Annotated in this window: 12 protein-coding genes; 5 read left to right on the forward strand and 7 right to left on the reverse strand. The window is 48.0% G+C overall.

Annotated features, from left to right (window positions below; translation table 11 throughout):
* Positions 1-333: 333 nt before the first annotated feature.
* Positions 334-1,044, reverse strand: a complete 711-nt coding sequence (locus tag K6Q96_RS19920) for a TetR/AcrR family transcriptional regulator (RefSeq protein ID WP_251882187.1) — start codon at positions 1,042-1,044, stop codon at positions 334-336.
* A 156-nt stretch (positions 1,045-1,200) separates the two neighbouring features.
* Here K6Q96_RS19920 and K6Q96_RS19925 point away from each other — a divergent pair, with 156 nt between their 5' ends.
* Genes K6Q96_RS19925 through K6Q96_RS19935 form a run of 3 tightly spaced genes read left to right on the forward strand, consistent with a single transcriptional unit; the run spans position 1,201 to position 6,421 of the window.
* Positions 1,201-2,277, forward strand: coding sequence for an efflux RND transporter periplasmic adaptor subunit (locus tag K6Q96_RS19925; RefSeq protein WP_434802183.1), 1,077 nt, complete (start codon positions 1,201-1,203; stop codon positions 2,275-2,277).
* Entirely contained in the window at positions 2,277-3,341 is a 1,065-nt protein-coding gene (locus K6Q96_RS19930) for an efflux RND transporter periplasmic adaptor subunit (protein ID WP_251882188.1), read from the forward strand. The genes K6Q96_RS19925 and K6Q96_RS19930 overlap by 1 nt, the downstream gene beginning before the upstream one ends.
* The gene (locus K6Q96_RS19935) at positions 3,338-6,421 is read left to right on the forward strand and encodes an efflux RND transporter permease subunit (protein WP_251882189.1); all 3,084 of its coding nucleotides are present in this window, start codon (positions 3,338-3,340) and stop codon (positions 6,419-6,421) included. Before K6Q96_RS19930 ends, K6Q96_RS19935 begins: the two co-directional genes overlap by 4 nt.
* A 47-nt stretch (positions 6,422-6,468) precedes the next feature.
* Here the strand turns inward: K6Q96_RS19935 and K6Q96_RS19940 are convergent, their stop codons facing one another.
* The 5 genes from K6Q96_RS19940 to doeA all read right to left on the reverse strand — a co-directional run bounded on the left by K6Q96_RS19940 (position 6,469) and on the right by doeA (position 12,356).
* Entirely contained in the window at positions 6,469-7,881 is a 1,413-nt protein-coding gene (locus K6Q96_RS19940) for an aspartate aminotransferase family protein (protein ID WP_251882190.1), read from the reverse strand.
* Between the two features lie 13 nt (positions 7,882-7,894).
* Entirely contained in the window at positions 7,895-9,409 is a 1,515-nt protein-coding gene (locus K6Q96_RS19945; protein ID WP_251882191.1) for an NAD-dependent succinate-semialdehyde dehydrogenase, read from the reverse strand.
* A 175-nt stretch (positions 9,410-9,584) separates the two neighbouring features.
* On the reverse strand, positions 9,585-10,064 hold the full coding sequence (locus tag K6Q96_RS19950) for an Lrp/AsnC family transcriptional regulator (RefSeq protein WP_251882192.1): 480 nt from the start codon (positions 10,062-10,064) through the stop codon (positions 9,585-9,587).
* Positions 10,065-10,135: 71 nt separating this feature from the next.
* Positions 10,136-11,143: a N(2)-acetyl-L-2,4-diaminobutanoate deacetylase DoeB gene (gene doeB / locus K6Q96_RS19955; RefSeq protein WP_251882193.1), complete on the reverse strand. Its 1,008-nt coding sequence runs from the start codon at positions 11,141-11,143 to the stop codon at positions 10,136-10,138.
* A gap of 25 nt (positions 11,144-11,168) precedes the next feature.
* Positions 11,169-12,356: an ectoine hydrolase DoeA gene (gene doeA / locus K6Q96_RS19960; RefSeq protein ID WP_251882194.1), complete on the reverse strand. Its 1,188-nt coding sequence runs from the start codon at positions 12,354-12,356 to the stop codon at positions 11,169-11,171.
* Between the two features lie 648 nt (positions 12,357-13,004).
* On the opposite strand from doeA, the gene K6Q96_RS19965 reads away from it, so the two are divergent.
* A complete protein-coding gene (locus K6Q96_RS19965; protein WP_251882195.1) occupies positions 13,005-13,772 on the forward strand; it encodes a phosphotransferase enzyme family protein in 768 nt (255 codons plus the stop codon).
* A 488-nt stretch (positions 13,773-14,260) separates the two neighbouring features.
* Positions 14,261-16,303, forward strand: coding sequence for an EAL domain-containing protein (locus K6Q96_RS19970; protein WP_251882196.1), 2,043 nt, complete (start codon positions 14,261-14,263; stop codon positions 16,301-16,303).
* Between the two features lie 46 nt (positions 16,304-16,349).
* On the opposite strand, the gene bamJ is transcribed toward K6Q96_RS19970, so the two are convergent.
* Positions 16,350-16,820, reverse strand: a complete 471-nt coding sequence (gene bamJ / locus K6Q96_RS19975) for a BamJ family beta-barrel-assembly machinery protein (RefSeq protein WP_434802184.1) — start codon at positions 16,818-16,820, stop codon at positions 16,350-16,352.
* Between the last annotated feature and the right edge of the window lie 570 nt (positions 16,821-17,390).

Below are 17,390 nucleotides of genomic sequence, written 5' to 3' on the forward strand. Positions count from 1 at the left end.
GTTAAATCTATTGAGATGCATATTTTGCATGAGCCAATGCCCAGTAAAATTTATCATGATAGATAAATAGCCTCCTGTTTACCACTTGCTGCCCCTTACTAATACGCTGGTAGTGAAAAATGGTAGGTTTTTGAATCCTCCATCATGAAGTTCTAGAGCAAAAGTGTGAGTTGACTATCAGTACAAAGTACGGTTTATATTTCAATTGGCTTAAGCCCTATGTGCTCCCAGATGAACAGAAAACAAAAACCCGGCGGAAGCCGGGTTTTTGTTTGGCTACTGGCTCAACCTCGAACAGGTTATTGCCTCATGGGTGACCAACTCCAGTGAGGTTTAAACGTGGCATGGCACGTCGAAAAGCAGTGAGTTGAGGGAATCGACTTTGATCATTTCATCGGCATTAATATCAAGCTGTATCGCGATTATCCGATTGTAGAGAGACCAGTGTTTCATCAGAAGCCTGTCATGGTCACCTTCGCACTCTGGCCAAGTTTCTGCCATCATCGGGCGCAAGCTGGTGGCGGCATGGACGGTTTGTAGCATCTGCCATTTCATTTCCCACATATCGATAGGATTTTCTGGATTGTCGCGGTTGTATTCATCAAACAGCGAAGAGAAAGCGGCGGAAAACTCATCTTTTGAGCGCAGGAAGTAACGCAACAATGCGTCGTCGTCTTGTCGCACAGCATCAGCGATAAACTGGATTGGGCGAGGGTGAACCAGCGTGAATGCACTCATGTAGGACAGGAAGTGATAGACACGTTGGGCGCTGGTGTATGACTCGGGAAGATAGTTGAGGATGGCGGTAATGTAACGCTGCATGAAGTCATCCATACCGTCACTCACTGCTTGCCAGATCTGCTCTTTGCTGCCGAAGTGGTGGCGGATCAGACTGTGTGAAACACCTGCTTTTTCGCTGATGTTTCTGAGTGATACGCGCTCAAAACCCTGCTCGGCAAACATGTCTGCTGCTGCATGGAGAATGTCGCATTTCGTCTGCTCTGCTGCTTCCGCACTACGACGGCCTTGCTTTCGTTCTTGCATATCTGTCTGCAGTTTCCCCTAAAACACTGTGCATATTTACCAGATCCCAGAAAAGGACTCCAATATTTTTATTATACACATGGAAAATATATTGATCTGTTCGTATTCGGTCTTATACTGCACAGGTGTATAATATAAACCTATGGAGTGAGAGTTGTGCGATATCAACGAATGAAACGCACCCTCGGAAATGTCCTCGCCCTGCTTGTCATGGTGGGATTGTTGTCTGGATGCAATGAAGCCGTCTCTGAAACGCCGGAACCTATGCCAGTGAAGCCTGTAAAGCTTTTGGCAGTGGAAGATTATGTACTGTCCAGTTCGGATAACTTTTTGGCTGAAATTGATGCTACAAATCGTGCTCAGCTTTCTTTTCAGGTTGGTGGTGAAGTCCAGCAACTGAATGTGCGAATGGGGCAGCGCGTTGCCGAAGGCGATGTGCTTGCGACGCTGGATGACAGTGATCTGACTTTATCTCTGGATTCAGCGAAAGCCAGTTATTCTCTGGCGCGCACTCAATGGGAACGCTCTCAGCGCCTTTACGCGAAAAAGCTCGTGAGCACTGATGTCTATGAGCAGGCGGAAACCAACTACAAAGCGGAACGCGCCCGTTACGAGCAAGCCAGAACAGAGTTGGGGTACACCCAGTTAATCGCGCCATTTGATGGTGTCGTTTCCTACACCTTCGTCAAACCGAATCAAGTGGTTGCTGCGAAACAGCAAATCCTGAACATCATCGACAATACAAAACTGGATGTGTCTTTCACTATGCCAGTTAGCTTTGTGGAGAAAATGGGGATTGCCAACCTGCCAGCCCAAACCATGTGGCTTTCTCTGGATAGTGAACCCAACGTAAAAATCCCCGGCGCATTCAAAGAAATCTCGACCCAGCCAAATACCGATACCAATACCTATCAAGCGACCATGACTGTCGTTCGTCCTGAACACCGTAACTTATTGATCGGTATGACAGGGCAGGTACACATTGTGCGATTAGAAGCAGGTCTACAGCTCTCGTTGCCTGAAAGTGCATGGGTCAGCCGAAATGACAGCGAAGGGACGGTTTGGGTAATGGACCCATCTACCCATCGCGTCGCAAAAGCGGCAGTTTCTCTGACGCCACAAGGCAAGATTCTCTCTGGTCTGGATGAAAAAGACCTGGTGGTTGTCGCCGGTGTAGAAACGCTTCATGAAGGTCAGGAAGTGAAAGCATGGGAACGTGAGGAAGGGATTTGATGAAAGTAAAAGCACTCACTGCCGCCATGATTAGTGCGCTTATGCTGACTGGCTGTCAGACAGAAGAACAGAACGTGACGGCGTCACTTTTATATGTGTCGACCGTACAGGTTGATGCTCCGGTGAAGAACCAATTCCGTACCTTTAAAGGGGAAGTGGTGCCTGCGGAGAAAACGCCTATCGCGTTTCGAAGCACAGGTGAACTTCGCGAAGTTTATGTTAAAGCCGGCGACCATGTAGAAGCGGGTCAGTTGATTGCACGTCTCGACGACAACGCCGTCCGTCAAACTTACAACGATGCGAAAGCGCGATATACCCTGGCTTCCCGACAGCTTGAGCGTGGACGTGGTTTACGTTCAAACGAAATGATCTCAGAAGCGGAACTGGATGAGCTACAAGCCAATGCGCAATTGGCACGCGCCCAGTTTGCTTTAGCGCAAAACCAGTTGAAATACACCGAGCTGAAAGCGCCATTCACAGGCACGGTTTCTGATGTGCCAAAAGAGCGCTTTGAGCGCGTTCAGGCAGGTGAACCAGTGGTAAATCTGTATCAGGACAACAAGGTCTATGTGCAGATTGAGCTTTCTGACAACCTGCTTTCGATGATCAACCCAACGGGTGAACGCATTCCTTACACACCGCAGGTGACCTTCTCCGGCATCGATGGCGCATACCAAATGCGTTATCTCGAACACACCAGTGAACCGAACGAGCAAACGGGCAGTTACGAAATGTGGCTTTCCATGGCACAGGTTTCACCGGAGATTTTACCAGGTACCACAGCAACTGTTTCTGTCGACATGGTGCAGGCTGGTATCTCAGCTGTTGATGGCTACAAAGTGCCGATGACAGTGCTCCAGGCTGGTGACGAAAAAGGCCGTTTCTATGTGTGGAAGCTCAAAGACGATCAAGTTAACCGCATTGAAGTGGCCGTCTCAGAAGTAACGGGCGACGGCGCCATTGTCGCGTCTGGCATTTCTGAGGGAGACATTCTGGTGAACTCAAACCTGCGCAAACTGCGTGAGGGTAAAAAGGTTGAGGCGACGGAGAAAAGTAACGGATGAACATCGCTGAATATTCAATAAAAAACAAAGTCATCAGCTGGCTTTTCATCGTCATCCTCGCAGTAGGAGGTGTGTTCTCTTTTCTCGATTTAGGACGACTCGAAGACCCTGCATTTACGATTAAAGATGCCATGGTGGTCGCGACTTATCCGGGGGCGACACCAAAAGAAGTCGAAGAAGAGTTGACGTATCCGCTGGAAAAAGAAATCCGTCGTTTACCTTACATCGACAAAATCACGTCCACGTCCTCAAGCGGTATGTCGCAGTTGATGGTGTCGATGAAGATGGATTATGGCCCGGATGAACTCCCGCAAATTTGGGATGAAATGCGCCGTAAGATTAACGATCTTCAACCCTCTCTTCCGAGCGGCGTAAATTCACTCTCTATCATCGATGACTTTGGTGACGTATTCGGGGTGATGCTGATGCTCACCGGTGATGGCTACGATTATGTTGAGCTAAAGCGCTATGCCGATTACCTGGCCCGAGACCTCGAACTGGTCGAGGGCGTGGGCAAGGTATCGATCGCGGGTGACCAGCAAGAGATGCTGTTTGTTGAGATCTCCCTCGACCGACTGGCAGCGCTTGATCTGGATATGACTACAGTTTCGTCTCTGCTCAATCGCCAGAACAATGTCGTCTCTTCCGGTGAAGTCATGGTGAACGGTGAAAGTCTGGTGATTCGACCAAGTGGTACTTTGACCTCAGTCGAAGCGCTGGAAAATCTGATTATTCACGGCCGTGACACCGGCAATTTGATTCGCCTGAAAGATGTAGCGACAGTATCTCGTGGCATTCAGGAAAAGCCTGGTAATGTCATCAGCTTCAACGGTAAGCCAGCGATAAACATCGGTATCTCATTTGCCTCTGGTGTAAACGTGGTGGAAGTAGGGCAAAGACTGGATGCAGAACTTGAGCGTCTGGAGTCGCTCAAACCTGTTGGTATCGAATTGAACCATTTCTATAACCAAGCAGGAGAAGTTGATGCCTCGGTTCAGGACTTTGTAGTGAGTCTGGGGCAGGCGGTGGCAATTGTTATCATCGTGCTGCTGTTCGCCATGGGGATGCGAAGCGGGATAATCATCGGCCTTGTGTTGCTGTTGACTGTGTTCGGTACCTTCATCCTGATGGATTACAACGAAATTGAGCTTCACCGCATCTCACTGGGCGCGTTGATCATTGCTCTCGGTATGCTGGTGGACAACGCCATTGTGGTAGTCGAAGGCATATTGGTTGGTCTGAAGAAAGGGCGCACCCGCGTGCAAGCGGCGGCTGACATTGTTAAGCAGACCCAATGGCCTCTGCTTGGTGCAACCGTGATTGCGATTACTGCTTTTGCACCGATTGGTCTTTCGGAAGACGCGACTGGTGAATTCATGGGATCGCTTTTCTGGGTACTGTGTTATTCACTGTTCCTGAGCTGGGTAACGGCGCTGACTATCACGCCTTTCCTCGCGAGTTTGTTGCTCAAAGAAGAAGACGCTGCAAGTGAAGATGTCGACCCGTATAAAGGTTGGTTGTTCACCCTATTTGGTTGGTCGCTGAAGCTGGCGATGCGCTTCCGCTGGCTGACAGTGGCAGGTATGGTCGCCTTGTTGGTCGCTGCGGTGATGGCGTTCGGTATGGTGAAACAACAGTTCTTCCCGCCGTCAAATACGCCAATGTTCTATGTCGATCTTTGGATGCCGGAAGGCACAGATATCCGCAAGACGATTGAAGAAACGAAGAAGGTTGAAGATTACGTTCGCCAACAAGACCACATTGATTTTGTATCGTCTTCTGTGGGGCAGGGTTTGCAGCGTTTTGCGCTGACTTATCAGCCAGAACAAAGCTATGAAGCTTATGCGCAGATCCAGATCCGTGCGACGGACCGTGAAAACATGTTCGTAGTATTGCGCCAACTCAACGCAGAGCTTCCGCGGGAATTTGATACACCAACATTCCAGTTCAAGTTGATTGAGTTCGGACCGTCTCCGGCTTCCAAAATAGAAGCACGTATCACGGGCGCAGATCCGCAGGTATTGCGCGAAATCGCAGTACAGGTGGAAGACATTCTTCATACCGATCCGGGCGCGAGAAACATTCGCCATGACTGGCGTGAGCGCACCAAAGAGTTGGTGCCCGTGTTCAACGAGTCCAAGGCTCGACGCCTGGGTATCTCGAAGGAAGATTTGTCGAATACTCTGCAAATGACTTTTGGTGGCGCGGCGATTGGTCAGCTTCGCGATGGTACAGACATTTTGCCTATTGTTGGCCGTTTACCGGAAAATGAACGAGTCGATTTCGAATCGATTCAGAACGCGACGATTTGGAGCCCATCTCTGCAAGCTTATGTGCCCATCGATCAAATCATTGATGGTGTTGAGCTGACGTGGGAAGAGCCGCTGATCAAGCGTCGTGACCGCAAACGCACACTGACGGTGTTGGCAGACCATGACATTCTGAGTGAGGACACGCCGGCAGCACTGTTGAGCCGTATCCAACCGCAGGTGATGGCTCTGGTATTGCCAGCAGGATATGAGATCAGCTGGGGTGGTGAGTACGAGTCATCTAAGGATGCGCAGGATTCGCTATTTGGCTCGTTACCGATGGGTTATTTGCTGATGTTTGTCATCACCATGTTGTTGTTCAATTCGCTGAAAAAGCCTTTGGTTATCTGGTTTACTGTCCCGTTGTCGATCATCGGTGTGGCCTTTGGTCTGCTGCTGTGGAATATGCCATTTAGCTTTACCGCGTTCCTTGGCTTGTTGAGCTTGAGCGGAATGATCCTGAAAAACGGTATCGTACTGCTTGACCAAATTAACCTCGAGCTGGATTCGGGCAAAGAGCCCTATCAGGCGATTGTGGACAGTGCGGTAAGCCGTGTTCGTCCAGTGAGCATGGCGGCGCTGACAACCATTCTGGGTTTGATCCCATTGATGTTTGACGCCTTCTTCGGCTCAATGGCGATCACCATTATGGCAGGTCTTGGCTTCGCAACCATTCTGACGCTGATTGTGGTTCCCGTGATGTTCTCTATCTTGTTCGGCATTAAGCCGCCGAAGAAGGTGAAAGAGGCGGAACTCGCTCCTGCGGTTTAGTGGGTAGTAAGTAGTAAAGAAAAAGCCCCGAAAGGGGCTTTTGTCGTTTATGCGGCTTTCCAACTGCCATTATTCACCAAGTTGTCGGTGACTTTATCAATGGCTTTCTTGGCACGGGCGACGATTTCATCAATATCTCCACGGTCGACCACTAATGGTGGGGCAAATCCCAGAATGTCGCCATGTGGCATTGCCCGTGCAATCAGCCCTTGCTCCATACAGGCCGCCGCGATTTGTGGGCCCACTTTTAGGTTAGGGGCAAAGTGCTCGCGTTTGTATTTGTTGCTGGAAAACTCCAGCGCATGCAGCAAGCCAATTCCGCGGCTGTCACCCACCAATGGATGGTTGGCAAACGTCGCCTGCATTTGCTGCTGGAAGTAAGCACCCGTATCCCGTGCATTGGTGGTCAGGTTCTCGCGCTCGATAATATCGAGATTGCATAGTGCCGACGCTGCTCCGAGCGGATGGCCGGAATAGGTGTAACCATGGCCAATCGCTCCCCATTTGTCAGTGCCATCTTCCAGCACTTTCCAAACACGCTCACCAACCATCACACCAGATAGTGGTTGATAAGCGGATGTCAGGCCTTTAGCGACGGTGATTAAGTCCGGTTTCATGTCGTACATGATCGAACCGAAATCTGCGCCCAGACGACCAAAGCCACATACCACTTCGTCTGAAATCAGCAGAATGTCGTATTTATCCAGTACCTTGCGGATTTCCTGCCAGTAGCCTTCTGGTGGTGGAACAATGCCGCCCGTTCCTAACACAGGCTCACCGATCATGGCTGCCACAGTCTCTGGGCCTTCAGCGAGGATCATTTTTTCAAGCTCGTCAGCGCAATGTTTCGAGAATTCGCGCTCTGTCATTCCATCGTCTTCGCGGCGATAGTAATAGGGCGCGAGGGTGTGTTTGATACGCTCGAGCGGCAGATCAAAATGTGCATGGAACAGAGGAAGACCAGTCAATGAACCTGACGCGATACTCGAACCATGATAACCACGGTCACGGGAAATGATTTTCTTTTTCTCTGGCAACCCACGTGTGTTGTTGTAGTACCAAACCAGTTTGAGCTGAGTTTCGTTCGCATCACTACCAGACATGCCGTAATACACCTTACTCATGCCTTGGCCTGCCATTTTCAGAATGCGCTCAGAAAGGGTAATCAAGGCTTCGTTAGTGTGACCGACATAGGTGTGATAGTAGGCGAGCTTTTTAGCCTGCTCATAAATCGCCTCGGCCATTTCCTCGCGTCCATAACCAATGTTGACGCAATACAGGCCAGCAAACCCATCAATCAGTTCAACGCCTTCAGAATCCTGAATACGAATGCCTTTGGCATGAGTGATAATGCGGCCAGCCATTTCGCCGTGTGCATATTGTTTGAGGTGTGTCGATGCATGAAAGACGTTCTGACGGTCAATCTCTAGCAGCGCTTTGGTATCAATTTTATTGTTCATAGTGAAGTTCCTTCTAGCATCCGCTGGCAGTGTCGAGACCGCCCAGACAGTAGTATTTAATTTCGCTGTATTCATCGAAGCCGTGGCGGCTGCCTTCGCGCCCAAGACCGGATTGTTTCATCCCGCCGAAGGGAATAGGGTGTCCCGTCATCTTGACGCTATTGACGCTGACCATGCCGAACTCAAGGCCTCGCATTAGCTTCCAGATGTCGCGAATATCGTGGCCATAGATATAAGCTGCCAAGCCGTATTCAGTGTCATTTGCAGACTCAATCAAGGCGTCCAAATCGTCATAGCCGAGCACACCCGCTACCGGGCAGAAATTTTCCTCGCGGAATACCGCCATTTCTGGTGTGACGTTGGTGAGTAGCACTGGGTTAAAGAAATTCGCCCCAGGCACTTTCTTGTGGCTCGTGGCAATCAAGGTCGCACCTTTCGCGAGTGCGTCATCTACCAGCATTTGAGCTTTCTCAGCTGCCTGAGCATTGATGAGAGGACCAATGTCCGTGGTTTTCTGCATGCCGTTACCCACGCGCAGCTTTTGCATCTCGGTCGCGAAGGCATCAATAAATGCATCATAATGTTGGCGAGGGATGTAAATGCGATTTGCCGCTAGGCAATCCTGCCCGGAAGTTTGGAACTTAGCATCAATCGCCGCTTTAGCTGCCTGCTTGATGTCCATGTCTGGCAGCACAATGAAAGGGGCATTGCCGCCCAATTCCATTGAACACTTTTTCACTGTGTTTGCGCTTTGCTGAAGCAGCAATTTTCCGACCCTGGTTGAGCCTGTAAAAGAGAGTGCTTTGACCTTATCTGACGCGCACAGCACTTCAGAAATCATGGGTGCATCGCCAGTGACGACATTGAAGACGCCTGATGGAATACCCGCGCGCTCGGCTAATTCAGCCAATGCGAGGGCAGAGAAAGGGGTTTCGTTTGCGGGTTTCACCACCACGGTACAACCAATCGCGAGTGCCGCCGCAGCCTTTCGTGTGATCATCGCGTTGGGGAAATTCCATGGTGTGATAAGGGCAGCAACACCAATAGGTTCACGCAGTGTTGCTAGCTGCGCGTTAGGAATATGGCTAGGCATGGTTTCGCCATATGCCCGTTTGGCCTCTTCAGCAAACCAACTGACAAAGGAGGCGCCGTAGTCGATTTCTCCGCGAGCCTCATCGAGGGTTTTGCCTTGCTCCAATACCATCAAATGCGCGAGATCTTCACAGTTATCGAGCAACAAGTCGTGCCAAGACATCAACTTAGTGGCACGTTGTTCTGCGGACAGCGCGCGCCATTTTTTGAACGCTTTGTCTGCGGCATTAATAGCGCTATCTATCTGCGGTTTTCGAAGTGCTGTAACATATCCAATCACGTCATCATCGGCTGGATTGGTAACAGCGATGTCTTTGTTTCCTGCGACCCACTTACCGTTGATGTAGGCGAGTTGACGGAACAGGCGTGCGTCACGCAAGTGGTCGAGCACGGCATCCGTCGCTTTCCCATCATGGGGCAAATTCAATGCGGCCATAAGTTGACCTCCCAAAGCAAAATGATGTTCTCAGTAGAACTTTAAGCCAGCATCTGGGAATGGGTTTTCTGTATTAGGGGGCTGTGGTTGGTGATTTTTCGGATTTTCAGCCGAAAACTTAGTGTTTTTTCTGTTTCGGCTTTAATTAACTGAAAAATAGAGAATATATTCGCCGTTATTCAGCGAGGCTTTCGTCGATATCGAGTGATTGTGGTGTTTGTTTGATGGTTTTGGTAACGATGTAGGTGTAGTAGCGCTCTATGCCTAAATCTGACATTAGCCAACTATCAATCAGTCGTTGGTACTGGTCGATGTCTTTTGCCATGACACGGATGATGTAATCTACTCCTCCGCCTGTGGCGAAACAATCCGCTACTTCTGCGCAATCCTGCATGGTTTGTTCGAAACGTTGGAAACTGGTTGCGTGATGTTTGCCAAGTGTCACCTCGACCATCACAGGCGTTTTTTTGGCAAAGAGGTCGGCATTGATTTTGGCGCCATAGCCTTCAATGATGCCTGCTTCTTCAAGGCGTTTAACACGTTCCCAGCAAGGGCTGACCGACAAGTTTATGGATTCTGCGAGATTGGATTTAGTTATCCTTCCGTCTCTGGATAAGATTTGCAGAATTTTGATGTCATATCGATCAAGCTTCATCCATTACTCCCAGAAAAATAAAGAAAACCACGCATATAAGCGTGGCATATAGACTGGGGTAGAAGCGAGTTTTATTCGACAGTTTTGGCGATAACCGCAAAAGTATCGCCGATACTGATGTTCGAGGCGTGCCGTCTGGCCGCCAGAATGCCTCCAATGGTAGCGCGATAATAGGCAGGTGTTTGTCCTGTTCGATCGGTGGAATAAATACGTGCAATCAGGTCGCCTTCTTTGATCTCATCACCCAGGCTTACACACATTTCCAGAATGCCGTTATGTTCGCTTTGTAGATATGCATCTTTATCTGGAATTTCCAGCGAGACGGGCTCACTTGGCGGGTCGATATAGTTTTTCTGCAAGATGCCGCTGTAAACCAGAAAATTGTGGATACCACGATCTGCTATCGCGATGGTGTCGGGGGTGGTGGTGCCACCGCCACGAAGCTCGGTGGTAACGAACACCTTGCCTTTGGATTCAACAGCGGTGTCGTAAAGCTTGGTGGGGTCCATTTCTTCCATAAAGAAAGTATATGGTGCGCCGAATAAACGTGCTCCTTCAATACAGCGAAATTCCTGCGCTTTGTTTTTTAAGCGGTGAGCTGCAGCAAAAGGAATGATATCCAGCGTTTTACCGCCAGAGTGAATATCTAATGCTGTATCACACATCGGGATCAGATGACGGGTGAAATAATCCGCCATGCGTTCAGTCATTCCACCATAAGGATGACCAGGAAAGGCGCGGTTCATATTGCCATTATCAATCGGTGAAACCCGTGCCGATGCTTGAACCGCTGGCGCATTCATCATTGGAATGATGATTATTCTTCCCCGAATTTGCTTCGGTTTGAGCTTACTGGTGAGCTTTAACAGCGAAGTGATTCCCTCGTACTCATCGCCATGATTCCCGCCGGTCAGCAGCGCAGTTTGTCCATCTCCGTTTTTGATGACGGTGATGGGCGTCATGATCGCGCCCCACGCTGAATCATTGTGCGAGTAGGGTAATTTTAGAAATCCGTGCTGAATCCCGTCAGCATCAAAATCGACAGTGGCTGAAACTGAACTTGGCGGTAATTTAGGCATGACAAAATAATCCGTTTCTGTTCACTCAATGTTTAACAAATAGCTGACGAGGGAATTCGCAGAGTGTCTCAGCGCCACGCCTTGTGATCACGATGCTCTCTGTGGTCTCCATTCCCCAATCATCCATCCACAATCCGGGCATAAAATGGAACGTCATGCCTTCTTTCAATACCGTGCTATCGGTTGGACGCAGGCTCATGGTTCTTTCGCCCCAATCGGGCGGATAACTGAGTCCAATAGGGTAGCCACAACGCGAACCTCCACGGTCAAAGCCGTATTTTTCCATTGTCGCATTGAGTGCCGCTGCAATATCACCGCAAGTATTACCGGGTCTGGCGACTGCCATGCCAGCTTCCAAGCCTTCATTGAGCGCATCATTGGCACGCTTGAAATGGTCTTCTGGCTCACCGAGATAGATGGTACGCGAAAGCGGGCAGTGGTATCTGCGATGAACACCAGCCATTTCGATGAAGGTGCCTTCACCGGATTTGAACGGCCTGTCATCCCAGGTCAAATGAGGCGCTGATGCGTCTACACCAGACGGTAAAAGCGGCACAATGGCAGAGTAATCGCCGAAGTGGCCATCATGTCCCATCACCGCATGTTTATTGATTTCCGCGACAAGAATGTGTTTCGGTAGCCCTGGCTCAATGAGCTCGTAAGCGACGCGATGCATGTTCTCCACAATTCTTGCTGCAGCACGCATGTAGTAAAGTTCTTGGTCCGATTTTTCAGCGCGGCACCAATTCACTAGCCCTGTCGCATCCGCAAAAGAGGCGTTGGGAAGATTATCCTGAAGCGATTCATAGGCCGTGGCGCTGAAGTAGTAGTTGTCTTTTTCCACCCCGATACGGCCTCTGTCCCAAAGCTTTTCGTACAATACAGCGTTGGCAAGGTATTCCATAGGATGAAGGGGAGGGTTCATCACATAGTGGTCGGGATAGCCGATAACATTGTCATGGCTCATGTAAACAGTGCGTCGAGCGCCATTGGCATCTTGGCTCCTACCAAACCATAGCGGATCGCCTGTATGCCCAATAACAACGCACTGCGGGACGTAAAACGACCAGCCGTCATATCCGGTCAACCACGCCATATTTGAAGGGTCGTGAATGATAAGTAAATCCAATTCACGGTTTTCCATGGCCGCACGAACTTTCGCCAGCCGGACGCTGAACTCATCAAGCGTAAAATTAAGCACAACGTCACTCATGCCCCATGCTCCTTTTGGTACCGCCCATACAGGACGAACGTTGACATACAGAGTCATCGCCAGTTATCGCTATGGGTCTTGTTGGGGCGACTTATCGCTCAGACCAGATAACTGTTTTGCCTCTCAGCTTTGCGCTACCCGTTTTCATTTTTGCTGTGCGGATGCGCTGCTATTTTTGTCACCTTTCTCTGTTGCTATGTAACGCAAGTCATTTGCGTCTCATTACTTACACTTACACCACTGTTCAAAAAACAGTCAATATTAATTTACTCTGTAGTTTGTAAGATCGAGCACTAATCGCGGCTCGACACGGCTGAAAGTCTCGGTTTCTCATTTTTGATACGCAACTGCGGAAATTTCTGAACTTTGCAATCAGCTAGCATAAATCAGACCGAATTTTTATCGAACTCGATACGGTTCAAAGATATAGCGGATAAAAAGCGGTAGTATCTTTGGTCTTGAATCTTTCTGAACTCATGGAGCGCAAGCCAATGTTGAATTGCTAATCACCTTAAATTTATGCCTTTGTTTTTATGCTTAATTTTATCTGGTGATGACGCGATCCATCATGGTGAGCTTTGTTATTGTTTTGTTTACACCCATGCTTACCCTTTGATACGTCGTTGATCGCCAAACATGGAGCCACATATGGAAAAACTCTCTGGCGGTCGTGACGGCATTTATCGGACGAGAAGTCACGTTATTCGTCCCGCTAACCAAACGAGCCAAACAATTCACAGCCTATTGAGTCATCTTCATCGACAAGGCTTTCATCAGTGCCCGAAACCCATTGCGCTTGACCATGAGCATGAAACAGTAAGTTTTGCTGAGGGGCAGGTTTACAACTATCCGCTTCAAGGTAATGTTGCATCAAAACAGGCGTTAACAAGTGCGGCAAATTTACTCAGACAAATGCACGATGCGTCTGCTTCTTTTGTCGAGGGTTTAAGGGGGGATGAAAATTGGCTGCTTCCGATAAGAAAACCGGCGGAAGTAATTTGCCACGGCGATTTCGCGCCATACAACCTCGTTCTTAATGGGGAAGAAGCAGTGAGCGTGATTGATTTTGATACCGCCCATCCTGCACCGAGAGTCTGGGATTTAGCCTATGCGATCTATTGTTGGGCACCTTTTAAGACCCATGAATTCGATAAAATGGGGACATTGGATGATCAGATCGCCCGAGCTGGCATGTTTTGCAAAGCATATGGCGCGACCCAAGGTATGTTAAGTAACTTGCCTGATGTCATGATCGAAAGATTGCAGGCTTTGGTTTCGTTTATGCGAGAAGAAGCAGAGAAGGGGAACGCGGCATTTCAACAGAACTTAGAAGATGGACACCACTTAGCCTACGAGAAAGATATTCAATATATTTCTCAAAATAAACAAATGTTTTTAACTGAGTTGACGAAATAAATTAACTATTAGCACATATACCCAAACAACCTGAAGGTGCGGGATTCAGCGAGATTGACTGGCGTTGTGATTGCGGCGTTCCTTTGCCAGTGTAGTCATCTCCATCAAAAAGGAACAACAAAGGGCACGGCGCTAGTCAATCTCGCCCGAAGGGAGGCCCTCAATGCGCCCACGTCTTCGTTAAATTCCAAGAAAATAGAACGACTATTCTTCGCGAGATTTGCCTCGAATTGAACGCATTGATGACCTCTGAACTCAAGCATCTTAAGGTCGTTTGGGTATAATATCATTAACGGCGATGTCTATTTAAATAGCTTCGCTGTTGATTTTTCTGGTTGGTTGCGAATAATTAATTTTATTAACAGTAAGTAAAAATCTTTTCGATGAATTAATATTAAATTTCCATCTATTTTTAATTGAGAGCATCTAATCCCACATATATAATCCGCCAACTTTTTTGGCCTTGCTCCGAGAGCTAACTCATCAATATGTGGAAAATGCCTTCTTTAAGGTCCTGTTACGATACCTATGTTCGTGACATCTCAATCGTCTTCTTGCTTCTTCTTCCTTTGACTATTTGTAATGCGATTTCGATTTTTGTAGGCCATTTTTTAAACTTTGCTGCACTTCCTCACATTGCGCAAAAGTTTTTCTATTTTTCAAATTTGTTAATTGGTATTTACCCAACAGCACTTTGCATTATCACGACTTATTATTTGTCGACAAAGCATAACGTCAACCCAATGGTTGTGGTGCCTTACTCATTGGTTATGTTTATTGCTATTTCTTTATCTAATGGACTGGTAGCAAGCAATGGCTTACCAAATAATCCATTGGTGGCGTTATTAACGGCTATTATTGCCGCAATTTGCTGTGTTTCTGCTCGGCTTTATCCATTAGACCCTTCCAGATTGGACTTTGTTAGTGCGCTGTATAAACAAGCTGCCCATTTCTTCGGCTTTTTGTTGTTGACGATCCTCTTTACCCGAATCACCGGGAGCATAATGCAGAGCTCAACGCTGTTTAAAGATCATCTCAGCTTAGATCCACTCACGTTTGCTGGTGGCTTGGCTTATCAATTCGTGCTCGGCCTTTTGGGTGCAGTTGGCATTAATGGCCATAACTTTCTGTTTCGCATCAAGCAACAGCTATTTGAAGATACACAGCAGAACATTTCAGCGTGGCAGTTTGGTGAAGAACCCCTGAATATTTTGAGCCAGGGCTTTTACGACGCCTTTCTGGCGATAGGGGGATCCGGTAACTCTCTGAGTTTGCTTTTGTGTGTTCTGTTGTTTTCCCGAGAGAAAAGACACATTGCTCTGGCACTTTCCGCGATGCCGTTGGTGATGTTTAACATCAACGAGCTTTTACTATTTGGTTTACCTATCATCTTCAATCCAACGCTAATCGTCCCATTTGTGTTGGTGCCAATGGCGAGCTTCATTGTGGTATACGGTCTGATGGCGTTGGGACTGGTCAATCCGGTAAGTACCATTGTTGACTGGATGACACCGCCATTTCTGAGCGGCTATCTCGCCACTCAAAACAGCTTTGCGGGGACTGCATTGCAACTTGTTGTAATTTGTATGGGTGTGCTGATTTATCGTCCTTTCTATCTGCACTATGCGGGCAAAAGCAGCACGGATAGCAAAGGTATGTTGCGAAAAATGGAGATTGAACGCAGTACCCTGAAATCCTTTTTGGGGGATGTAAACGAGTCGATGGGTAGTTATATCAGCAAACATGAAGTTAGCCAGCGCATCAGCAAAATGATGAATCGCGGCGAATTCGTCATGTACTATCAGCCTCAAGTGAATGTAAAAGACAGCAATCACTTGGCATTTGAGTCACTGGTTCGATACCGTGATGAACATGGAAACATGATACCTCCGACTTTTATCAACGACTTCCAGATGTTGGGCGCGATTAAGCAGCTCGATGAGATGGTGATCGACCTCGTGTTAGCGGATATGAAGACTTTACCTTTACTAGAACGCTGTAAGGTGGGAGTGAACATTTCCGCAGAGTCGATTTCAGACAGAGATATTGTCGATAGTATTGCGGAGAGGCTGCATTACTACAAAATTCCAGCAACCTCCTTGGAAATCGAGATTACAGAAGAAGCCCTTCTTGAAGACCATGAACAGATCAGCCGCAACATTGATGCGCTGCAACGCCTTGGCGTGAAAGTCGCGATTGATGACTTTGGCTCTGGTTATGCGTCTTTCCCTCACTTGCTGAAATACAACTTCGACAAGGTGAAACTGGACCGTTCTTTGTTGCTGAACGTGAAAGAAGAAAGAGGGCAAAACCTCTACCAACTGTTGGCAAAAATCAGTGAGGTGACGGGATGTGCGCTGGTCGCTGAAGGGGTAGAAACCGAAACAGAGAAAACTTTTGTGGAAAGCTGCGGTATTGATATTTGCCAAGGGTTTTACTTTTCCCGACCGTTGCCGCTTGATGAAGCCATTGCCTGGTCTAAGGAGCACACAGAGGCGACTGAGGGCAAAGCATTACAACCCGCTGAGTGATAAAAAGAAGGCCGCGAACGCGGCCTTCTGCTATCTCGGATACTGATTATTTGAAATCGAGAAGTTCTACTTCGAATATCAGAGTTGAACCTGGTTTTATCGAACCTGCTGACATATTGCCGTAAGCCAGCTCAGCAGGGATGAAGAAGCGCGTTTTACCGCCTTTCTTCATCAATTGGACGCCTTCGGTCCAGCCTTTGATGACCTGGTTTAAACCGAACTCGATGGGTTCGCCGCGTTGGACTGAACTGTCGAACACTGAACCATCAAGTAAGGTGCCGTGATAATGCACTTTTACGCGAGAAGTGGCAGTCGGTTGTTCATCTCCTTCACCTTCTTCCAGAATCAGATACTGCAATCCAGAATCAGTAGTGATCACGCCTTCTTCCTTAGCATTTTTGGCCAGAAACTCCGCACCGATTTTCTTGTTTTCTTCAGCTGCTTTCTTTGATTTTTGGCGGATAAGGATGATGAAAACAACCATCACGAGGATGACGAGGGGTAAAGCATAATCCATTGTAACTCTCTCAGTTGGGAATCTGGCAGCGCCAGCGGATAGCAACCATTATCCAAAACTCAGTACCGAATTGGAATACATGGAATTGCATCCTCTTCCTGTTTGGCAATGATGCATTGCTTTGGTGCAAAGCTTGCCCCAAATGCAATCATTTTCGTGTTTGTAAACAACTGAAAAGATTAGATTTCCCAGTTTAGGGGGCAATTTAATAATTGGTACGGTGTTTGCTATATAGAATTTGTGCTCCACAGCACGGCTTACACTCACTATCTCCGAAAGGAGATGAATTAGTTAGCGCATTCTCCTTGTTGCTTGTCTCCGCTACGTTTTGCACTGGCGGAGATTTTTTTCGTCTGTACTTAATTTGCTTCCAATTCCTGATTGTGATCTTTGTTCAATCTCATTGAATTATAAAGATTTTGTATACAGGCCGTTGTGCGGAAACCTACCAGCCGAATCTTGTGAACCATGATGTCTTCCTGCAAAAAATTCCCGCAAAAAATGTAATTAATTAAATTCATTCCGAAGCACGATACCAAAGTTTGCGATTTTCATTCGCGTCAGAAATTA

It is taken from the genome of Grimontia kaedaensis (genome assembly GCF_023746615.1).
In the GTDB taxonomy this organism is placed as follows: Bacteria; Pseudomonadota; Gammaproteobacteria; order Enterobacterales; family Vibrionaceae; genus Enterovibrio; species Enterovibrio kaedaensis.

Bases quoted from the DNA above. Each gene is read 5' to 3' on its own strand.
- K6Q96_RS19950 (WP_251882192.1), bottom strand. From the start codon at position 10,064: ATGAAGCTTGATCGATATGACATCAAAATTCTGCAAATCTTATCCAGA.
- K6Q96_RS19970 (WP_251882196.1), top strand. From the start codon at position 14,261: ATGTGGAAAATGCCTTCTTTAAGGTCCTGTTACGATACCTATGTTCGT.
- doeA (WP_251882194.1), bottom strand. From the start codon at position 12,356: ATGAGTGACGTTGTGCTTAATTTTACGCTTGATGAGTTCAGCGTCCGG.
- K6Q96_RS19935 (WP_251882189.1), top strand. From the start codon at position 3,338: ATGAACATCGCTGAATATTCAATAAAAAACAAAGTCATCAGCTGGCTT.
- K6Q96_RS19930 (WP_251882188.1), top strand. From the start codon at position 2,277: ATGAAAGTAAAAGCACTCACTGCCGCCATGATTAGTGCGCTTATGCTG.
- K6Q96_RS19920 (WP_251882187.1), bottom strand. From the start codon at position 1,044: ATGCAAGAACGAAAGCAAGGCCGTCGTAGTGCGGAAGCAGCAGAGCAG.
- bamJ (WP_434802184.1), bottom strand. From the start codon at position 16,820: ATGGATTATGCTTTACCCCTCGTCATCCTCGTGATGGTTGTTTTCATC.
- K6Q96_RS19965 (WP_251882195.1), top strand. From the start codon at position 13,005: ATGGAAAAACTCTCTGGCGGTCGTGACGGCATTTATCGGACGAGAAGT.
- doeB (WP_251882193.1), bottom strand. From the start codon at position 11,143: ATGCCTAAATTACCGCCAAGTTCAGTTTCAGCCACTGTCGATTTTGAT.
- K6Q96_RS19945 (WP_251882191.1), bottom strand. From the start codon at position 9,409: ATGGCCGCATTGAATTTGCCCCATGATGGGAAAGCGACGGATGCCGTG.
- K6Q96_RS19940 (WP_251882190.1), bottom strand. From the start codon at position 7,881: ATGAACAATAAAATTGATACCAAAGCGCTGCTAGAGATTGACCGTCAG.